Genomic DNA, 18,301 nt, shown 5'->3' on the forward strand with positions numbered 1-18,301 from the left:
GCCGAGCCCACCGCCCCCACCCGCCCGGCTTTACGCTGATCGAGGTACTCGTTGCCCTGACCATCCTGGCCGTGGCGCTGACTGCCGCCATGCGCGCAATGGGTTCGATGACTGAATCCAGCGCCTCGCTACAGCAGCGCATGCTGGCCGAATTCAGCGCCGAGAATCATCTGGCCACGCTGCGGCTGTCCAGGACGTGGCCAGAGCCCGGTTCGCGCGGCTACGAATGCCCGCAGGGCGGCGTGCCGCTGTATTGCCAGGAAACCGTGTCGGGCACGCCAAACCCATCGTTCCGCCGCGTGGAAATCGCGGTTTTCCCATCGGCGACGGACAAGTCCGTACGGCTGGCCTGGCTGGTCACGCTGGTCCCCAATGAAACGCGCAATGTTCTCTGATCGATCGCGCAGGCGGCGCGGCGCATCCCCCACGCGCGGTTTCACGCTGCTGGAGATGCTGGTAGCCATCACGCTACTGGCGGTCATGGCGGTGATCGGATGGCGCGCACTCGATTCGCTCACGCGCAGCCGCGAGCGGCTGACCGAGCACGACGCACGCCTCGACGCGCTGAAAGTGCTCTACGGCCAGTTCCAGTCCGACTGCGAACACCTCGCCAAACCCGCCCAGCTCGATACGAGTCCCGTCGAACTGGCGCCCAACCAGTTGCTGATGGTGCGCGACCGCCGCGACGCTGGCCAGGCGCCGGCCTGGCAGGTGGTGACCTATCGGCTCGACGGCAACACGATCGTGCGCGCCGCCAGTCGGCCCGCCAGCACCCGCAGCGAAGTGCAATCGGCAATCCTGTCACTGCGGCAAGCCAACAGCCAGGGTCTGCAGCTGCGCCCACTGCTGAGTGACGCCGACCAGCTTTCGGCCCGCGCCTGGGTGGAGCCAGCCGGCTGGCTGGTGGACTCGGGACGCGTGCGCACGGCGTTGCGGCAGGCCAGTGTGATGGTCGATGCGGCGAGTGCCGCCGCCGCGCAATCCGCCAGCGATGCGCAGGCCAGTGCACAGTCCGAGGGCGGCGCCTACTCCGACAGCGTGAGTATTCGCGCCATCGAACTCAATGTCTTTGCCCGCATGAGCGAGGGCAGCGCCACGCGCCAGTTCCAGAAAGTCTGCATGACGGGGACGTCATGACCCGGCGCATCGCGATTCCCGAGCATCGCCAACGCCAGTCGGGCGCCGCCGTGGTGACCGCGCTGCTCATGGTCACGCTGGCCGTAGTTATCGTCTCCGGCCTGCTCTGGCGCCAGCAAGTACAGATCCGTTCGATCGAGAACCAGCGCCTGATGGCCCAGGCGGAATGGATCGAGCGCGCCGCCGTGGACTGGTCCCGGCTGATCCTGCGTGACGATCAGCGCCGCTCACAGGTGGACTACATCGGTGAGCCATGGTCTGTGCCGGTGGCGGAGACGCGTCTTTCAGATTTCCTCGGCACGGGCGTGAGCACGGACCAGGCTGGCGAAACCTCGTTCGTGTCGGGCCGCATCCTGGATGCGCAGGCGCGGTTCAACCTGACCAACCTCTATCTGTGGACGGCCGAAGGCGGGGTCCGCGTCGCCAATATCGACCAGACTTCCCTGGCGGCCTTCAGACGACTGCTTCAAACGCTGGGCATGAACGCCGCGCTGGCGGAGCCGACTGCACAGTATTTTCTGCGTGCCGCCAAGGGCGTCTCCGCCAACGGACAACCCGCGCCCCGGACGCCGGACAGTGTCGAAGACCTGCTGGCCATCCCCGGTTACTCGCCGCAGATGGTGGCGGTGCTGGAACCCTTTGTGACGGTTCTGCCCGAGCGCACCAAGGTCAACGCTAATACCGCGGACGCCGAAGTGCTCTCGGCCGTGATCGACAAGCTGTCCATCGACCGTGCGCGCGAACTGGTGCGCCAGCGTGACCGCGCCTATTTCAACAACACCGGCGACGTGACCACGCAGCTCCAGTCCATTGCGCCGCAGGCCGGGTCGGCCACCGATGCGCTGGACGTGCGCACCCACTATTTCCTGATCTACGGTTTGGTCCGGCACGACCGTGCGCGGCGCCTCAAGGTGTCGCTGGTACGCCGCAGCGATGTGCTCGGTAGCGGCAATACCACCCGAGTCATCTGGGTGCGCGATGCCGATGCCATGCCGGAGCAACGCTAAAACGGGGCCGTACGGCAAGCCAATTTTTGTGGGGCGCGACGTAGGAATCAACCTCCTCCAAAATCGGACGAGTCACTATTGACGCACGTTGGTCACACAGGCAAGGTATGCTGCTGCGCCAGCCCGGACAGCTGCAGCAACCTGCGGCCAGGCCCCTTGCTTCGCCAGCCCTGCCGTACCCCGGATGCTGGCGGCCGTCGGGCCCACTCCTGCCGCCAGCGCAATATCGTCCACTGCATACAGGGAAATCTTGAGTACCACGCTCTACGTCCGCCTGCCGCACCGGCCGCATGACCAGCCGCAACCGTGGCAATTCGGGACGATGCCGTTTGCGCTGGTACGCGCCACGGCAGGAGACAAAAGCCGGCGAACCGGCCTGCCGCCAGCCCCCGAGCTGTTGCGCGAAGGCCACGCCGTACCCGCCGAAATGCCCGCCGCAGACCGCCTGGTGCTGATCGTCGCCGCCAGCGATGTGCTGCTGACGGCCGCCATGGTGCCCCCGCTGCCCCCCGCCCGATTGCGTCTGGCGCTGCCCAATCTGGTCGAGGACATGCTCGCCACCGATGCGGCGCCGTGCCATATCGCCCTGGGGCCGGCGCTGGACCCAGCCGCCTCGGCACGCGGTGCGCGTCGCCGTCTGCTGATGGTGACGGACCGCGCGTGGCTGCGCGCCGCACTCGACCAGTTTGCCGAACACAAGCATCGCCGCCGCAGCGTGCTGCCCGCGCAGCTCTGCCTGCCGCTGGCCGAACCACTGGAATTGGCGCCCGAGGCCGCCGCAGCCGAGTCTTCCGCCGCCGAGCCGGTGCTGGCCGGTGGCGCCGACACCGCGCCTGCGCCCCGCCCCGCCGCTCCCGCCGCACCTGTCATTCCCGCCACCACAGACGAATCCCTGCAGCCCGCCACGCTGGTGGTGGAAGCTGCGGTCTCGGCGCTGGCCCAGTCGGCATCGTTGCTGGACACCTCGGCACCTGCCCTGGCAGCGGCCGAATCGGCCCGCCTCTGGCAGTTGACCGTCCGCACGGGCCCGTACGATGGCTACGGACTGCTACTCAACGATCAGGCGCTGGCCGCCTGGCAGGTGCTGGCCCCGGCCGGACACTGGCATGGCGACAAGACGGCCCAGGCACACGCGCCGGTGCCGGCCTTGCGCGAGACGCGCGCCGCGCCGCGTGCCTCAAGGATTTCCGATGCATGGCGCATCTGGCTCGTCGGCGCCGAAGCGTGCCTGCGCGAGCCGCAACTTGACCTGGCGCAGTTCGAGTTCGCCCAGGGCCGCATGGACCGCTGGAACCTGCGCGCCTGGCGCGCGCCAGTGGCCCTGGCCGTGGCGCTGCTGATCGTCCAGATCATCGGCATGAACGTGCAGTGGTTCATGCTGCGCCAGGAGTCGAAGCGGATCGATGCCGCGCAGATCGACCTCCTGCACACCGCATTCCCCAATGTGCCGCCCGTGGCCGAGCCGCCGCTGCTGATGCGTCGCCAGATCGAACAGTTGCGTACCGCCAGCGGCCGAAGCACGCCGAGCGATTTCCTGCCGCTGGCGGATGGCTTCGCACGCGCAGCCCGGGATCTCCCGCCCGATGCGCTGCTGCAACTCGATTACCGCGCCGGCACGCTGTACGTCACGCTCAAGCCGGGCACCAACACCAGCGCGCTGCGTACCGCCGCGCGCCAAGTGGGTCTGCAGATGGACGAAGACAAGAACCCGCCCGACGCAACGGTGCGCGCCGGTGGCGCTCCGACGCCGCCGGGATCGCGCTGGACCGTGAAACGGGAAGCCGCCACAGGCAGCGTCGGCGGCAAGCCTGAAGGCAGGGCCGGCGCATGAAGTTCGGTAATCGTTCGACCTCCTCCCCCGCCTTTGCCCGTCTGGGCCGGCTGCGCCCGCGCGTGCCCGATGCCTGGCGCGAGCGCTTCGACACATTCTGGAACGCCCGCAATCCGCGCGAACAGGCCATCCTGGGTGGCGGCGCACTGGTCCTGGTGCTGGTGTTCGGCTACCTCGTGCTGTGGGAACCGGCTGCCACGGGCCGTGATCGTCTGATGCGCCACCTGCCCGTCCAGCGCGCGGACCTGGCCGAAATGGAAACCCTGGCGCAGGAAGCACGCGGTTTGCAGGCCAGCCCGGCGCCGTCGCTGCGCGGCGATGCGCTGACGCAGGCGCTGCAAGACAGCCTCGCCCAGCACGGATTGAAGGCCACGCGACTCGCGCCCACAGGCGAAAGCGCCGTGCAGATTCAGCTCGACAAGGCCGCCTTTGGCGCCGTGACCAGTTGGCTGCAGGATGTCAGGGCGCAGCAGCGGCTCAAGGTCACGGACGCGAAAATCAGCTATGTCGGCGCCACGGCGCTGGTGAATGTCACGGCCACCCTGCAGGGTCCGGGCGCCGGCGGCCGTAACTGATGGCACGGCTGGAAGCATTGCGACTGGCTCGCCGACAGGCGCGCGCGCCGCGTGGCTGGCAACGGCTGCGTTGGGCCATGCTCGGCCTGGCGGCGGTTGTCGTGACGATCGTCGCGTCCCTGCCGGCTACATGGATGGCCGACCGCATCGCCACGGACACGCAGCGGCGGGTCCTGCTGGCCGATGCGGCAGGCACGCTCTGGCACGGTAGCGCCACGCTCGCGCTGACGGCCGGTGCCGGCAGCCAGACCGCCACGGTGCTGCCCGGCCGCCTGAACTGGGATGTGGCGTTCTGGCCGTTGCTGACGGGTACCTTGCGGGTGGTGGTGTTCCAGGACGCCGCCATGGCCGCGCCGGTCAAGCTGGCCGTTACGCCTGCGGGCTGGACGGTGGAATCGGGCAGTATCCGGCTGCCGGCCTCGATGCTGGAAGGCATTGGCGCCCCCTTCAACACCCTGCGCCCGGACGGCGCGATGCGTGTGGACTGGTCGGCACTGCAGGGCAGATTTACCGGCAACCAGAAGTCCGGGCATCTGAGCGTGCAGCTCGATCAGATGTCCGCCGCCGTCAGCCGTCTGCGTCCGCTGGGCAGTTACCGCGCGGATATCGACCTGGCCGGCGCCGATGGCAAATTGCAACTGAAAACCCTGAGTGGGCCGCTGTACCTGGAGGGCAGCGGCACGCTGGGCCGGCAGGCACGCTTCGAAGGTACGGCACGCGCCGACCCCGATGCGGCAACCCAGTTGGCGGGCCTGCTGGGCCTGCTGGGCCGAACCGAGAACAACGTGACCAGGCTGCGCTTCTGAGCCTCACGGCAACAGAGCGAGCTTTGAACCGACGATGAAAACGCAAGCACACCCTTCTTTCTTCCGTACCGCCTGCGCACGCGCCACTGTGCTGCTGTGCGGCCTCTCCCTGCTGGCGCCCGCGCCGCTCTGGGCGCAGCAGCCCCAGCAGGTGCCGCAGCCGAACGACATTACACCGCGCAACAACCGCGACCAGGTGGTGCTGAACTTCGTCAACGCCGATCTCGAATCGGTGGTCAAGGCGGTGGGCCAGGCCACGGGCAAGAACTTTGTGATCGATCCGCGCGTGAAGGGCACCGTCAGCCTGGTGACCGAACAGCCGGTCTCGCGCGCCCAGGCACTGGAAACGCTGGGGTCGGTGCTGCGGATGCAGGGCTACGCGATGGTGGACTCGAACGGCTTCACCAAGGTGGTGCCGGAAGCCGACGCCAAGCTCCAGGGCTCGCCCACGGTCATCGGCGCGGGTAGCTCCCGGGGCGATCAGGTGGTGACGCAGGTGTTCCGGCTGAACTACGAGTCGGCCAACAACCTCGTACCGGTGCTGCGGCCGATGATCGCGCCGAACAACACCATCACCGCCTACCCGGCCAACAACACGCTGGTCATCACCGACTACGCCGACAACCTGCGCCGCCTGGCCCGCATCATTGCGGCGGTGGATGCGCCGGCATCGGGCGAAGTGGAACTGATCCCGTTGAAGAACGCCGTGGCCAGCGATGCCGCCGTGGTCCTGCAGAAGCTGCTTGACCCGTCGGCAGCCGGCGGCGCCGGTGCTGCGCCGGGCGGCGATGCATCGCTGCGCACCACCGTGGTGGCCGAGCCGCGCAGCAACTCGCTGATGATCCGCGCATCGAGCCGTGCCCGTGTGCAGCAGGCACGCGCCCTGATCGAGAAGATCGACCAGCCCTATGCACGCGGCGGCAACATCTGGGTGGTGCCGCTCAAGAACGCCGACGCCACCAAGCTCGCGGCCACGCTGCGCGCCATCGTGGCGGCTGACAGCAGCTTCTCCACCTCGACCCAGGGCGGGCAGGCCGGTGGCATTGCCGGCGCCGCGGGCGCCACCTCGCAGAATACGTCGATGCAGCAGTCCGGCCAGTACACGGGCGGCTCGACCAGCGGCTATGGCCGCAGCGGCAGCAGCGGTTCGTCGAGCTTTGGCGGTGGCGGTTCGAACGCGTTCTCGTCGTCGTTCGCCGTGAACCAGCAGCCCACCACGGGTGGCATCATCCAGGCCGACCCGTCGACCAATTCGCTGATCATCACCGCAAGCGAGCCCGTCTACCGCAACCTGCGCGGCGTGATCGACGACCTGGATGCGCGTCGCGCCCAGATCTACATCGAATCGATGATCGTCGAGGTCACGGCCTCGCAGGCCAGCGAACTGGGCATCCAGTGGCAGGGCCTGGTCAACGCCACCGGCAATACCATCGGCTTCGCGGGCACCAACTTCGCCTCGGGCGGCGCCAACATCCTGAACCTGAGCCTGGCGGGCCTGCTCTACAACAACAACGCCACGGCCGGCATTGCGGCGGCGCAGCAGATCGTGCCGGACATCGGCGGCCTGAACGTGGGTGTGCTGAACCGTTCGACGGGCCTGGGTGCGCTGGTGCGCGCGCTGGGCAGCAACGACAGCGTGAACCTGCTCTCCACGCCGAACCTGATCACGCTGGAGAACGAGGAAGCCAAGATCCTGATCGGCCAGAACATTCCGATCACGACCGGCTCCTACGCGCAGACGGGCAGCTCATCGAGCGTGTCGCCGTTCCAGACCTTCGACCGCAAGGACGTCGGCATCACGCTGCGCGTGCGGCCGCAGATTTCCGAAGGCGGGCTGGTCAAGATGCAGATCTACCAGGAATCCTCGTCGGTGGTGGCCAACACGATCAACCTCACGTCGGGTCCCACCACCAACGTGCGCTCGATCGAGACCAATGTGCTGGTCGATGACGGCCAGATCATCGTGCTCGGCGGCCTGATCGAAGACAGCTACGGCGACGGCGTGCAGAAGGTGCCATTGCTGGGCGACATTCCGCTGATCGGCTCGCTGTTCCGCTACGAGAACAAGAACCGCAAGAAAACCAACCTGCTGGTGTTCCTGCGCCCGTACGTGATGCGCACGGCAGCCGCCACGGATCGCCTGACGCAGGACCGCTACGAGTACATGCGCGGTCAGCAGCAGGGCTACGTCTCGCCTAACATGCTGGTACGGGACAAGGACACGCCGGTACTGCCGCCTGCCGATTCCCCGGGTGCGCCGTTCGTCGATCCGCGCTACAACGGTCCCGTGCAGAGTCCGCTGCCACTCAGCCCCACGCCGCCGGCCGCGCCGGAGCAACCATCGGTGCCGCCGTCGCAACAACCATCGCAGCAGCCGCCGCGTCCGCTGTCGCTGAACGACCAGTCGTTCGCCAAGCCGGCACGTCCGCAAAGCTGAGTCACGCATGACGACCGAAACACTCGCCGCGCAACCGCCGCAGGAAGCGCCTCTCGAAGCCCCGTCGCCAATGGCGGCGCGGCTTGTGTCGTACGCGTTCTCGCGCGATGCCGGCCTGCTGGTGGCGCACCAGCGTCCGGACGGACTCGAAGTCTGGGTGAGCCGCAAGACCTCGCCGGCGGCACTGGCCGAGGTGGCGCGCGTGCATGGCGCGCTGCATCTGCGCGTGCTGGAGCAGCCCGCGCTGGAAGCGGCGATGTCCGATGCGTATAACCGCCAGGACGGCTCGGCGGCACAGATCGTGGGCGAAGTCGAAGGCGAGGTAGACCTGTCGCGGCTGATGCAGGACATTCCCGCCGTGGAAGACCTGCTCGAATCCGAAGACGACGCGCCGATCATCCGCATGATCAACGCGTTGCTCACGCAGGCGGCGCGCGAGCAGGCATCGGATATCCATATCGAACCGTTCGAATCGGCATCGGTGGTGCGCTTCCGTGTGGACGGTACGCTGCGCGATGTGGTGCGACCTAAGAAGGCGCTGCACGGCGCGCTGATCTCGCGGATCAAGATCATGGCGCAGCTCGATATCGCCGAGAAGCGTCTGCCACAGGATGGCCGTATCACGCTGCGCGTGGGCGGACGTCCGGTGGATGTGCGGGTCTCGACGCTGCCGACCGGTCATGGCGAACGCGCGGTGCTGCGTCTGCTCGACAAGGAAGCGGGCCGGCTCGATCTCGCAAAGCTCGGCATGGCACCCGGCACACTGGGCGGCTTCGATCATCTCGTGCGCCAGCCGCACGGCATCGTGCTGGTGACCGGCCCGACCGGCTCGGGCAAGACGACCACGCTCTATGCGGCGCTGTCGCGGCTTGACTCGCACACGACGAACATCATGACCGTGGAAGATCCGATCGAGTATGACCTCGACGGCATCGGCCAGACGCAGGTCAATCCGCGTATCGACATGACGTTCGGCAAAGCCTTGCGCGCGATCCTGCGGCAGGATCCGGACGTGGTCATGATCGGTGAAATCCGCGACCTGGAGACTGCGCAGATCGCCGTCCAGGCATCGCTGACGGGCCACCTGGTGCTGGCTACGCTGCACACGAACGATTCGGCCTCCGCCGTGACGCGTCTGGTGGATATGGGGATCGAACCGTTCCTGCTGTCGTCGTCGCTGCTCGGCGTGCTGGCGCAGCGTCTGGTTCGGCGCCTGTGCCCGCACTGCAAGCGCGAGGAAGTGATCGAAGTCACGCCGGGCGAGGCCGATGTGTTGCAGGCCGAAGGCAAGCCGCTGCAGCGCGTGTGGCACGCCGTGGGCTGCGACAAGTGCGGCCACTCGGGCTACCAGGGCCGCATGGGCGTCTATGAACTGTTGACCGTGGACAGCGAGATCCAGACGATGATCCATCGCCAGCAACCCGAATCCGAAATCAAGCAGGTGGCGCTCGGCAAGGGCATGCACACCATGCGTCGCGATGCGCAGCGCTGGATCGAGAGCGGCGCCACGTCGCTGGAAGAAGTGCTGCGCGTGACGCGCGATTAGGAACCTGACGCCGCATGCCCGCCTTTCGCTACGAAGCCGCTGACGCCACCGGCCGCACCGACCGCGGCGTCATCGAGGCCGACAGTCCCAAGCAGGCGCGCACCCAGTTGCGGGCGCGCGGCCTGACGCCGATTTCCGTCGATCCATTGGCCGGTGCCGGACTCGCCAAGCGCGGCAGCCAGGGCATGTTCGTGCGCCGGCTGTCCACGCAGGAGCAGGCGCTGTTCACTCGCCAGCTTGCGAGCCTGATCGTGTCGGGCCTGCCGCTCGACGAGGCGCTGGGCGCGCTGGCCGATCAGGCCGAGCGCCAGTACGTGCACGAGTTGCTCGCCGGTATCCGCGCGGAAGTCATGGGCGGCAGTTCGCTGTCCGTGGCGCTGTCGCAGCATCCGAAGGATTTTCCGGACATCTATCGCGCGCTGGTTTCTGCTGGCGAGCACTCGGGCCACCTTGGCGTGGTGCTGGAGCGGCTGGCGACCTATATCGAGACGCGCAATACGCTGACGTCGAAGATCCGCCTTGCCTTCACCTATCCGGCCATCGTCACCGTGGTGGCATTCGCCATCGTGATCTTCCTGCTGTCTTATGTGGTGCCGCAGGTGGTCAGCGTCTTCGCCAACACCAAGCAGAAGCTGCCCACGCTGACGATCGTCATGTTGTGGCTGTCCGATTTCGTGCGTAACTGGTGGTGGGCGGGCATCGCCGCGATTGCGGTGGTCACGGCGATCATACGCAGCGTGCTCAAGCAGCCGGACGTGAAGCTGTCGTGGCACCGCTGGCTGCTGACCGCGCCGCTGATCGGCAAGCTGATCCGCGGCTACAACACCGCGCGCTTTGCCAGCACGCTCGCGATTCTGGTATCGGCCGGTGTGCCGATCCTGCGCAGCCTGCAAGCCGCTGGAGAAACGCTGACGAACGTCGCGCTCAAGAACAACGTCGACGATGCGACGACGCGGGTGCGCGAAGGCGCCTCACTGGCGCGCGCACTGGCCGCGCAGAACCAGTTTCCGCCGGTGCTGGTGCATCTGATTCGTTCGGGGGAAGCCACCGGCAACCTGCCGATCATGCTGGAGCGGGCGGCTACGGGCGAAGGCCAGGAACTGGAGCGTCGAACGCTGTTCCTGACCAGCCTGCTGGAGCCGCTGCTGATTCTGACGATGGGTGTGGTGGTGCTGCTGATCGTGCTCGCGGTACTGATGCCGATTATCGAGATCAATCAGTTGGTGCGATAGGCGGGGATAGGCGCCAGCGGCAGACGATGCGCTGGCCCTCACCCCCAGCCCCTCTCCCGCCGTGCGGGAGAGGGGCGCGAACCGACAGGGGCCGAGTCGCTCCGAGCTTATTCCTGCGCCACTACCTTCTTCTTTGCAGGCGCCCGCTTGCGCGGTGCAGCCTTCTTCTTCGCTGCCGGCTTCTTTTCTTCAGCCGGTGCTGCTTCCTCCACCGGCACTTCTTTCACAACAGCTTCCACGACTTCCGGCTCTGCCTTGGCCGACAGCACCGTCGTGCCCGGAGCCGAGAACACCGACTGGTCGATTGGCCACGGCGTGTCGCTAAGCGTCACGTCGGGACGGCGGGTGCGCTTGCCGCGTGCCTTGGGTTCTTCTTCCACCGGCTCCACGGTTTCCGCAATCAGCGTCGAAGCCGAGCCTGCACGTTCTTCCTCGATATCGGCTGACAGCGCAGGCGCGGGTTCGGGGATGGCGTCGATTTTCACCACCGGGGCCGGCGTCTCGATCGGCGGCACAGGCTGGGCGACGGTTTGCGCCGGCGGCTGCGGGGCGGGCTTCGGCTGGTGGGCGCGGGGTTGCTGCTGAGGTTGCTGCGGTTGCTGTGCCACAGGCTGCGGCGCCTGCTGCGCCACCGGCTGGCCCTCACCCTTGTTCCGCTTGCGCAGCCGAACCCAGATCGTCTTGTTGTTGCCGCCGTTGCGGGTTTCCACCTCGAACAGGTTGGTAGCCGTCACCAGCTCGGACAGCTTGCCGTAGCCGTAGTTGCGCGAATCGAACTCCGGCACCTGCTTGGCGATGTAGTTGCCGATGCCGCCGAGCGTGGACCAGCCGTCCTCGTCGGACACGGCCTGCGAGGCGCTCTGCAGCAGGCGCACCAGCCGCGAATCCTGACGCAGTTCCTGGGTGCTGCGGCGACGGGCCGGGGCGGTGGCCGCATCGGCGTCTCCGTCTGCATCGTTATCGGTATCGGCCGCGCGCAGCACGTCCGAATAGATGAACTTGTCGCAGGCGGTCACGAAAGGCTTGGGCGTCTTGCGCTCGCCGAAACCGTAGACGGTCAGGCCCTGCTCGCGGATGCGCGAGGCCAGGCGCGTAAAGTCGCTGTCGCTCGACACGATGCAGAAACCATCGAAGCGGCCCGTGTAGAGCAGGTCCATCGCATCGATGATCATCGCGCTATCCGTGGCGTTCTTGCCTACCGTGTAGCGGAACTGCTGGATCGGCTGGATCGAGTGCGCCAGCAGGCGGTCTTTCCAGCCCGACAGGTTCGGGCGCGTCCAGTCGCCGTAGATCCGCTTCACGGCGGCCACGCCGTATTTGGCCACTTCGGCCAGCAGTCCTTCGACGATGGCGGGCGCTGCATTGTCGGCGTCGATCAGGACGGCCAGGGTCGCACCCTGGCGGGGAGAATTGTTCATGGTCGGTTCTTCTTGAGGGCCGGGTTGCACCATGGAGGGGGCCCGGCGGTGTGACGCACAGACGCCACAAAGCAGTCGGCGTGCGCCATTTGGATGCACCGCAGTGTACACGGGCAGCCCAACGGTATACGGGAAATCACGGGGGCATATGGCCCGTTTTATGCTGCATCGCACGGTACCGTGGTCTGCACGCCGGTGCTACCATCGCTCGCAGAGACACGGCTGTTCGACGCTTCCACAAGAAGCGGCCAACAGTTGCCTATAACTGATGTATCGGTGATCCCGACAGCACGCCCCCCAGAGGAGCACATATGAATGCCCCACTGACCGCCCCGGTCAGCGACGCTATCCGTCGCGCGCTCGAAAACGTTTCCCTCGAAGACAAATACACGCTTGAGCGTGGCCGCATCTACATCAGCGGCACGCAGGCCCTTGTGCGCCTGCCGATGCTGCAGCAGGAACGCGACCGCGCCGCCGGCCTCAATACCGCCGGTTTCATCTCCGGCTATCGCGGCTCGCCGCTCGGCGCGCTCGACCAATCGCTCTGGAAGGCCAAGAAGCACCTGGCCGCCCACAACGTGGTGTTCCAGGCCGGGCTGAACGAAGACCTCGCCGCCACGTCGGTATGGGGTTCGCAGCAGGTGAACATGTATCCGGACGCCAAGTTCGATGGCGTATTCGGCATGTGGTACGGCAAAGGCCCTGGCGTGGATCGCACGGGCGATGTGTTCAAGCATGCGAACTCGGCCGGTTCGAGCCGCCACGGCGGTGTGCTGGTGCTGGCCGGTGACGACCACTCCGCAAAATCCTCCACGCTGGCACACCAGTCCGAGCACATCTTCAAGGCGTGCGGGCTGCCGGTGCTCTATCCGTCCAATGTGCAGGAGTATCTCGATTACGGCCTGCACGCCTGGGCGATGAGCCGCTACTCGGGCCTATGGGTGTCGATGAAGTGCGTGACCGATGTGGTGGAGTCGTCAGCCTCTGTCGAACTCGATCCGCATCGCGTGCAGATCGTGCTGCCCGACGACTTCATCCTGCCGCAGGGCGGGTTGAACATCCGCTGGCCTGATCCGCCGCTCGAACAGGAAGCGCGGCTGCTCGACTTCAAGTGGTACGCGGGGCTGGCTTATGTCCGCGCGAACAAGATCGACCGCATCGAGATCGATTCGCCGCACGCGCGTTTCGGCATCATGACTGCCGGCAAGGCATATCTCGATACGCGCCAGGCACTGTCCGACCTGGGACTCGACGACGCGACCTGCGCGCAGCTCGGCATCCGCCTGTACAAGGTGGGCTGCGTCTGGCCCCTGGAGGCACACGGCGCGCGTGCGTTTGCGGAGGGGCTGCAGGAAATCCTCGTCGTCGAGGAAAAGCGCCAGATCATGGAGTACGCGCTCAAGGAAGAGCTGTACAACTGGCGCGACGATGTGCGCCCCAAGGTCTACGGCAAGTTCGACGAGCGCGACAACGCGGGCGGCGAATGGTCGATCCCGCAGAACAACTGGCTATTGCCGGCGCACTACGAACTATCCCCGGCGATCATCGCCAAGGCTATCGCCACGCGACTCGACAAGTTCGACCTGCCCAGCGACGTGCGCGCGCGCATTGCCGCACGGCTGGCCGTGATCGAAGCCAAGGAAAAAGCGCTGGCCACACCGCGCGTGACCGCCGAGCGCAAGCCGTGGTTCTGCTCGGGCTGCCCGCACAACACCTCCACCAACGTGCCCGAAGGTTCGCGTGCGCTGGCCGGTATTGGCTGCCACTACATGACGGTGTGGATGGACCGCAGCACCAGCACCTTCAGCCAGATGGGCGGCGAAGGCGTGGCGTGGATCGGCCAGGCGCCGTTTGCCGGTGACAAGCACGTCTTTGCCAACCTTGGCGATGGCACGTATTTCCACTCGGGGCTGCTGGCGATTCGCGCGTCGATCTCGGCGGGCGTGAACATCACGTACAAGATCCTCTACAACGATGCGGTGGCGATGACGGGCGGCCAGCCCGTGGACGGCCAGCTTTCGGTGCAGGACATCGCCTATCAGGTGGCGGCGGAAGGCGCGAAGAAGATCGTCATCGTCACGGATCAGCCCGAGAAGTACAACAGTGCGATCAAGCTGCCGGAAGGGCTGACCGTTCATCATCGCGACCAACTCGATACCATCCAGCGCGAATTGCGCGAGGTGCCAGGCTGCACGATCCTGATCTACGACCAGACCTGCGCCACCGAGAAGCGTCGACGTCGGAAACGCGGCACGTTCCCCGATCCGGCACGCCGCGCGTTCATCAACGATGCAGTGTGCGAAGGTTGCGGCGACTGCTCGGTCAAGTCGAACTGCCTGTCCGTGGAGCCGCTCGAAACCGAACTCGGCACCAAGCGGCAGATCAACCAGTCTTCGTGCAACAAGGACTTCTCGTGCCTGAACGGCTTCTGCCCGAGCTTTGTCACGGCGGAAGGTGCGCAGGTGCGCAAGCCTCAGGCCACGGGCATCGCGATGACTGGCCTGCCTGAACTGCCGCTGCCACAGTTGCCGACGATGCGCCGCTCGTACGGCATCCTTGTCACGGGTGTGGGCGGCACCGGCGTAGTGACGATCGGCGGCCTGCTCGGCATGGCCGCGCACCTGGAAAGCAAGGGCGTGACGGTGCTCGACATGGCGGGTCTGGCGCAGAAGGGTGGCGCAGTGCTCTCGCACGTGCAGATCGCGGACAAGCCTTCGGACCTGCACGCTACGCGGATCGCGATGGGCGAGGCCGATCTCGTCATCGGCTGCGACGCCATTGTCTCGGCCACCGACGATGTCATCTCGAAGACGCAGCATGGCCGCACGCGCGCCATCGTCAACACCGCGCAGACGCCGACCGCTGCGTTCATCAAGGACCCGAAGTGGCAGTTCCCGGGTCTCTCGGCAGAGCAGGACATCCGCAACGCCGTGGGCGATCAATGCGATTTCATCAACGCCAGCGCACTGGCCGTGGCGCTGCTGGGCGACACGCTCTACACGAATCCGCTGGTGCTGGGCTATGCGTGGCAGAAGGGCTGGATTCCGCTGTCGCTCGAGGCGCTGGAGCGCGCCATCGAACTGAACGGTGTGTCGGTCGACAAGAACAAGGCTGCGTTCGACTGGGGTCGCCATATGGCACACGACCCGGATCATGTGCTGTCGCTGACGGGCAAGCTAAAGACGCAGACCGAAGGCGCCGATGTGGTGAAGCTGCCGACATCGTCGGGCGCGCTGCTGGAGAAGCTGATCGCCAATCGCGTGGAGCTGCTGACCAAGTATCAGGATGCGGCTTATGCGTCCAGATATCGCGATGCCATCCAGCGCGTCCGCACTGCCGAGAGCGCGCTGGTCGGCGCTGGCAAACCCCTGCCGCTGACAGAAGCTGCGGCGCGCAATCTCGCCAAGCTGATGGCCTACAAGGACGAGTACGAAGTGGCGCGCCTGTACACCGACCCGCTCTTCCTCGACAAGCTGCGCGCGCAGTTCGAAGGCGAACCGGGCCGTGACTACCAGATCAACTTCTGGCTGGCGCCGCCGATCACGGCCAAGCGCGATGACAAGGGACATCTGGTCAAGCGCCGCTTCGGTCCGTCCACGATGAAGCTGTTCCGCATCCTGGCCAAGCTCAAGGGCCTGCGCGGTGGGCCGCTGGACGTGTTCGGTCGTACCGAGGAACGCCGTATGGAACGCGCGCTGATCGGTGAGTACCGGGCGCTGCTCGATGAACTTTCTGGCGGCCTGACGGCGGCGAACCACAGCACGGCTGTCGAACTGGCTAATGTGCCGGACGATATTCGCGGCTTTGGGCATGTGAAGGAGAACAACCTGGTGGCGGCGCGTGGGAAGTGGGCGCGGTTGTTGGGGGTGTTTCGGGATCCGCAGGCTGGGGCGCGGGCGGCTTGATTCTCTGTAGCATTTGATGCGCTGGCCCTCTCCCCCGCCCCTCTCCCGCTTGCGGGAGAGGGGAGAACACCACGGGCGGTTCGATCGCTCCCGGTTGGCTCCCCTCTCCCGCAAAGCGGGAGAGGGGCCGGGGGAGAGGGCCAGCGGTTCACTCTTCATCTGACGTCGCTACACTGTGATGCCCAACCCTCCCCAGCATCACCATGCAACTCCGCCCCTATCACCCCGCCGATGAATCCGCAGTGGTCGAACTCTGGAAAGCCTGCGGCCTCACCCGTCCGTGGAACGATCCGCACAAGGACATCGCGCGCAAGCTGACGACGCAGCCGGAACTGTTCCAGATCGGCGAAATCGACGGACGCGTCATCGCCACGGCGATGATCGGCTACGACGGCCATCGCGGCTGGGTCTACTACCTGGCGGTCGATCCGGCGTTGCAGGGTCGTGGCTACGGGCGCATGCTGATGGCCCGCGCCGAAGCCCTGCTGATCGAACGCGGCTGCCCCAAGATCAACCTGCTGGTGCGCGAGACCAACGACGCGGTGCTCGCGTTCTACGACCGGCTCGGCTATGGCCGCGACGCCGCAGTGAGCCTGGGCAAGCGTCTGATTCCTGACCACTGATCGGAGACCCCCTATGACCACGTACCAAGGCAGTTGCCACTGCGGCCAGATCGCCTTCGAAGCCGATGGCGAAATCACGCAATTGCTGCAATGCAATTGCTCGATGTGCCGCCGTCGGGGCCATCTGCTCTGGTTCGTGCCGATGACGGATTTCCGGCTGAAGACGCCGGACGCCAACGCATCCACCTATCGCTTCAACACGATGAAGATCGCACACCGCTTCTGTCCGACCTGCGGTGTCGGCCCGTACTCCGAAGCGACCGATCCAAAAGGCACGCCTACGGCGGCAATCAATGCCCGGTGTCTCGATGGACTGGATCTCACCACGATCAAGGTGATCGACTACGACGGCGCGCACAAGTAAATATCTATGACGAATATCTGTGGCGATTTTTATCGAGATTAAATTCATGTCATGGATATTCGATCCATCCGGCGCCGACGACACCCCCTTAAGCACCCACTGAATTGGTTTCCCGCTGAGGAGGCGGCACCGATACAATTTCTGCTTCCTTGACCGCCTCGCTCACCGGCGCCCCCGAAAGCGCCGGGCGCGCCATGACCGCCACTGCCCCGCACCTCTCCCCTCGCCAGATCATCTGGACGCTCGGCATTACCGAGATCATCAGTTGGGGCACGCTTTACTTCACGTTCACGGTCTTTCTGGAACCCATGCATCAGGCACTGGGTTTCGGCAAACCGTTCCTCGCGGGTGGCTTCTCACTGGGATTGCTGGTCTGGGCGATGTGTTCGTTCGCCGTGGGTCGCCTGCTGGACCGCGTGCCCGCGCGCAAGGTGATGGGCTGGGGTTCGGTGCTCGCAGCTGCGGGTCTGCTGCTGTGGGCGTGGTGTCCGTCGCCAACCGTGTTCCTGCTGATGTGGATTCCGCTGGGGCTGGCGATGGCTTCCACGCTCTATGAACCCGCATTCGTGGTGCTGAGGCAGGCGTTTGGCGACAGCTACCAGAAGCCCATCGTCAAGGTGACGCTGTTCGCCGGCTTCGCCAGCACGATCTTCATTCCGATCGGACAATGGCTAGTGCTGCATCTGGGCTGGCGCGAGACGCTGATCATCTTCGCCGCGCTGAACCTGTTCGTCTGCGCCCCGCTCCATGCCCGCCTGCGCTACGCCGTGCATGCCACCTATTCCGGCACGCCGCTTCCCGGCGGCGCTTCGCCCGCCTCGCAGGGCATTGCGCGCGCCACGCTGCGCGAGCCGGTGTTCTGGGCCGTGGTCGCCGCCTTTACAGCCACCGCCGTGATTGCCTCGCTGCTCGGCGCACACCTGATTCCGATGCTGACCGAGAAAGGCATGCCAGTGGGGCAGCAACTGATCGTGGCCGCGCTGATCGGCCCCGCGCAGGTAGCTGGGCGTCTGGCCATGGCACGGCTGCCAATCAACCAGCCGGTGCGCCTCTCGATGCCCGTCTACGTGGTCATGAGCGTGGGCCTGCTCTGCCTGACGCTCGGCCATGGCTACTGGCTCATGGTCGCGGCCATCTGCTACGGCATCGCCAACGGTGTGAACACCATGCTGCGCGCGATGGCGATGCCCGAACTGATCTCGCGTCATCACTACGCCACGCTGAATGGGTTAATGATGACCCCGGTGCTGCTGATGCAGGCCGCAGCGCCATGGTTCGGCGCGCTGCTCTGGCGTGCCGCTGGCGGCTACTGGCTCATGCTGTGGGTCATGGTGGCGCTGGCGCTCGGCGCGCTGGGCGCGTTTGCCTACGCGCTGCACCAGCGCGGCCTGCTGCGGCAGGACGCCGCCGTCGCATAAAG

14 protein-coding genes are annotated in these 18,301 nt (G+C 66.1%); 13 read left to right on the top strand and 1 reads right to left on the bottom strand.

Annotated features, from left to right (window positions below; all coding sequences use genetic code 11):
* Positions 1-35 precede the first annotated feature (35 nt).
* The 9 genes from gspI (at position 36) to gspF (ending at position 10,571) form a co-directional block, all read left to right on the top strand.
* Complete coding sequence (gene gspI / locus FFS21_RS29290) at positions 36-395, top strand: type II secretion system minor pseudopilin GspI (protein WP_249359735.1); 360 nt, start codon at positions 36-38, stop codon at positions 393-395.
* Positions 373-1,137 (top strand): PulJ/GspJ family protein, encoded by a 765-nt coding sequence (locus FFS21_RS29295; protein ID WP_137928190.1) that lies wholly within the window; start codon positions 373-375, stop codon positions 1,135-1,137. Before gspI ends, FFS21_RS29295 begins: the two co-directional genes overlap by 23 nt.
* On the top strand, positions 1,134-2,144 hold the full coding sequence (gene gspK, locus FFS21_RS29300; RefSeq protein WP_137928191.1) for a type II secretion system minor pseudopilin GspK: 1,011 nt from the start codon (positions 1,134-1,136) through the stop codon (positions 2,142-2,144). Before FFS21_RS29295 ends, gspK begins: the two co-directional genes overlap by 4 nt.
* A gap of 250 nt (positions 2,145-2,394) precedes the next feature.
* Positions 2,395-3,975: a type II secretion system protein GspL gene (gspL, locus tag FFS21_RS29305; protein WP_137928192.1), complete on the top strand. Its 1,581-nt coding sequence runs from the start codon at positions 2,395-2,397 to the stop codon at positions 3,973-3,975.
* Entirely contained in the window at positions 3,972-4,550 is a 579-nt protein-coding gene (locus tag FFS21_RS29310; RefSeq protein WP_137928193.1) for a type II secretion system protein M, read from the top strand. Before gspL ends, FFS21_RS29310 begins: the two co-directional genes overlap by 4 nt.
* A complete protein-coding gene (gspN, locus tag FFS21_RS29315; protein ID WP_137928194.1) occupies positions 4,550-5,356 on the top strand; it encodes a type II secretion system protein N in 807 nt (268 codons plus the stop codon). Before FFS21_RS29310 ends, gspN begins: the two co-directional genes overlap by 1 nt.
* A gap of 34 nt (positions 5,357-5,390) precedes the next feature.
* Positions 5,391-7,793 (top strand): type II secretion system secretin GspD, encoded by a 2,403-nt coding sequence (gspD, locus tag FFS21_RS29320; protein WP_137928195.1) that lies wholly within the window; start codon positions 5,391-5,393, stop codon positions 7,791-7,793.
* Between the two features lie 70 nt (positions 7,794-7,863).
* A complete protein-coding gene (gene gspE / locus FFS21_RS29325; RefSeq protein WP_137928202.1) occupies positions 7,864-9,339 on the top strand; it encodes a type II secretion system ATPase GspE in 1,476 nt (491 codons plus the stop codon).
* A gap of 14 nt (positions 9,340-9,353) precedes the next feature.
* Entirely contained in the window at positions 9,354-10,571 is a 1,218-nt protein-coding gene (gene gspF, locus FFS21_RS29330; RefSeq protein WP_137928196.1) for a type II secretion system inner membrane protein GspF, read from the top strand.
* Positions 10,572-10,678: 107 nt separating this feature from the next.
* Here the strand turns inward: gspF and FFS21_RS29335 are convergent, their stop codons facing one another.
* Complete coding sequence (locus FFS21_RS29335; RefSeq protein ID WP_137928197.1) at positions 10,679-11,989, bottom strand: NYN domain-containing protein; 1,311 nt, start codon at positions 11,987-11,989, stop codon at positions 10,679-10,681.
* Between the two features lie 311 nt (positions 11,990-12,300).
* Here FFS21_RS29335 and FFS21_RS29340 point away from each other — a divergent pair, with 311 nt between their 5' ends.
* The 4 genes from FFS21_RS29340 to FFS21_RS29355 all read left to right on the top strand — a co-directional run bounded on the left by FFS21_RS29340 (position 12,301) and on the right by FFS21_RS29355 (position 18,299).
* The gene (locus FFS21_RS29340) at positions 12,301-15,894 is read left to right on the top strand and encodes an indolepyruvate ferredoxin oxidoreductase family protein (RefSeq protein ID WP_137928198.1); all 3,594 of its coding nucleotides are present in this window, start codon (positions 12,301-12,303) and stop codon (positions 15,892-15,894) included.
* Positions 15,895-16,097: 203 nt separating this feature from the next.
* Positions 16,098-16,517 carry a GNAT family acetyltransferase gene (locus FFS21_RS29345; protein ID WP_137928199.1) on the top strand — a complete coding sequence of 140 codons (420 nt, stop codon included), beginning with the start codon at positions 16,098-16,100 and terminating at the stop codon, positions 16,515-16,517.
* A gap of 13 nt (positions 16,518-16,530) precedes the next feature.
* Positions 16,531-16,881, top strand: a complete 351-nt coding sequence (locus FFS21_RS29350) for a GFA family protein (RefSeq protein ID WP_137928200.1) — start codon at positions 16,531-16,533, stop codon at positions 16,879-16,881.
* 194 nt (positions 16,882-17,075) lie between these two features.
* Positions 17,076-18,299 (top strand): MFS transporter, encoded by a 1,224-nt coding sequence (locus FFS21_RS29355; protein WP_137928201.1) that lies wholly within the window; start codon positions 17,076-17,078, stop codon positions 18,297-18,299.
* Positions 18,300-18,301: the final 2 nt, after the last annotated feature.

This window comes from Cupriavidus sp. 2SB (genome assembly GCF_005503625.1).
Lineage (GTDB): Bacteria > Pseudomonadota > Gammaproteobacteria > Burkholderiales > Burkholderiaceae > Cupriavidus.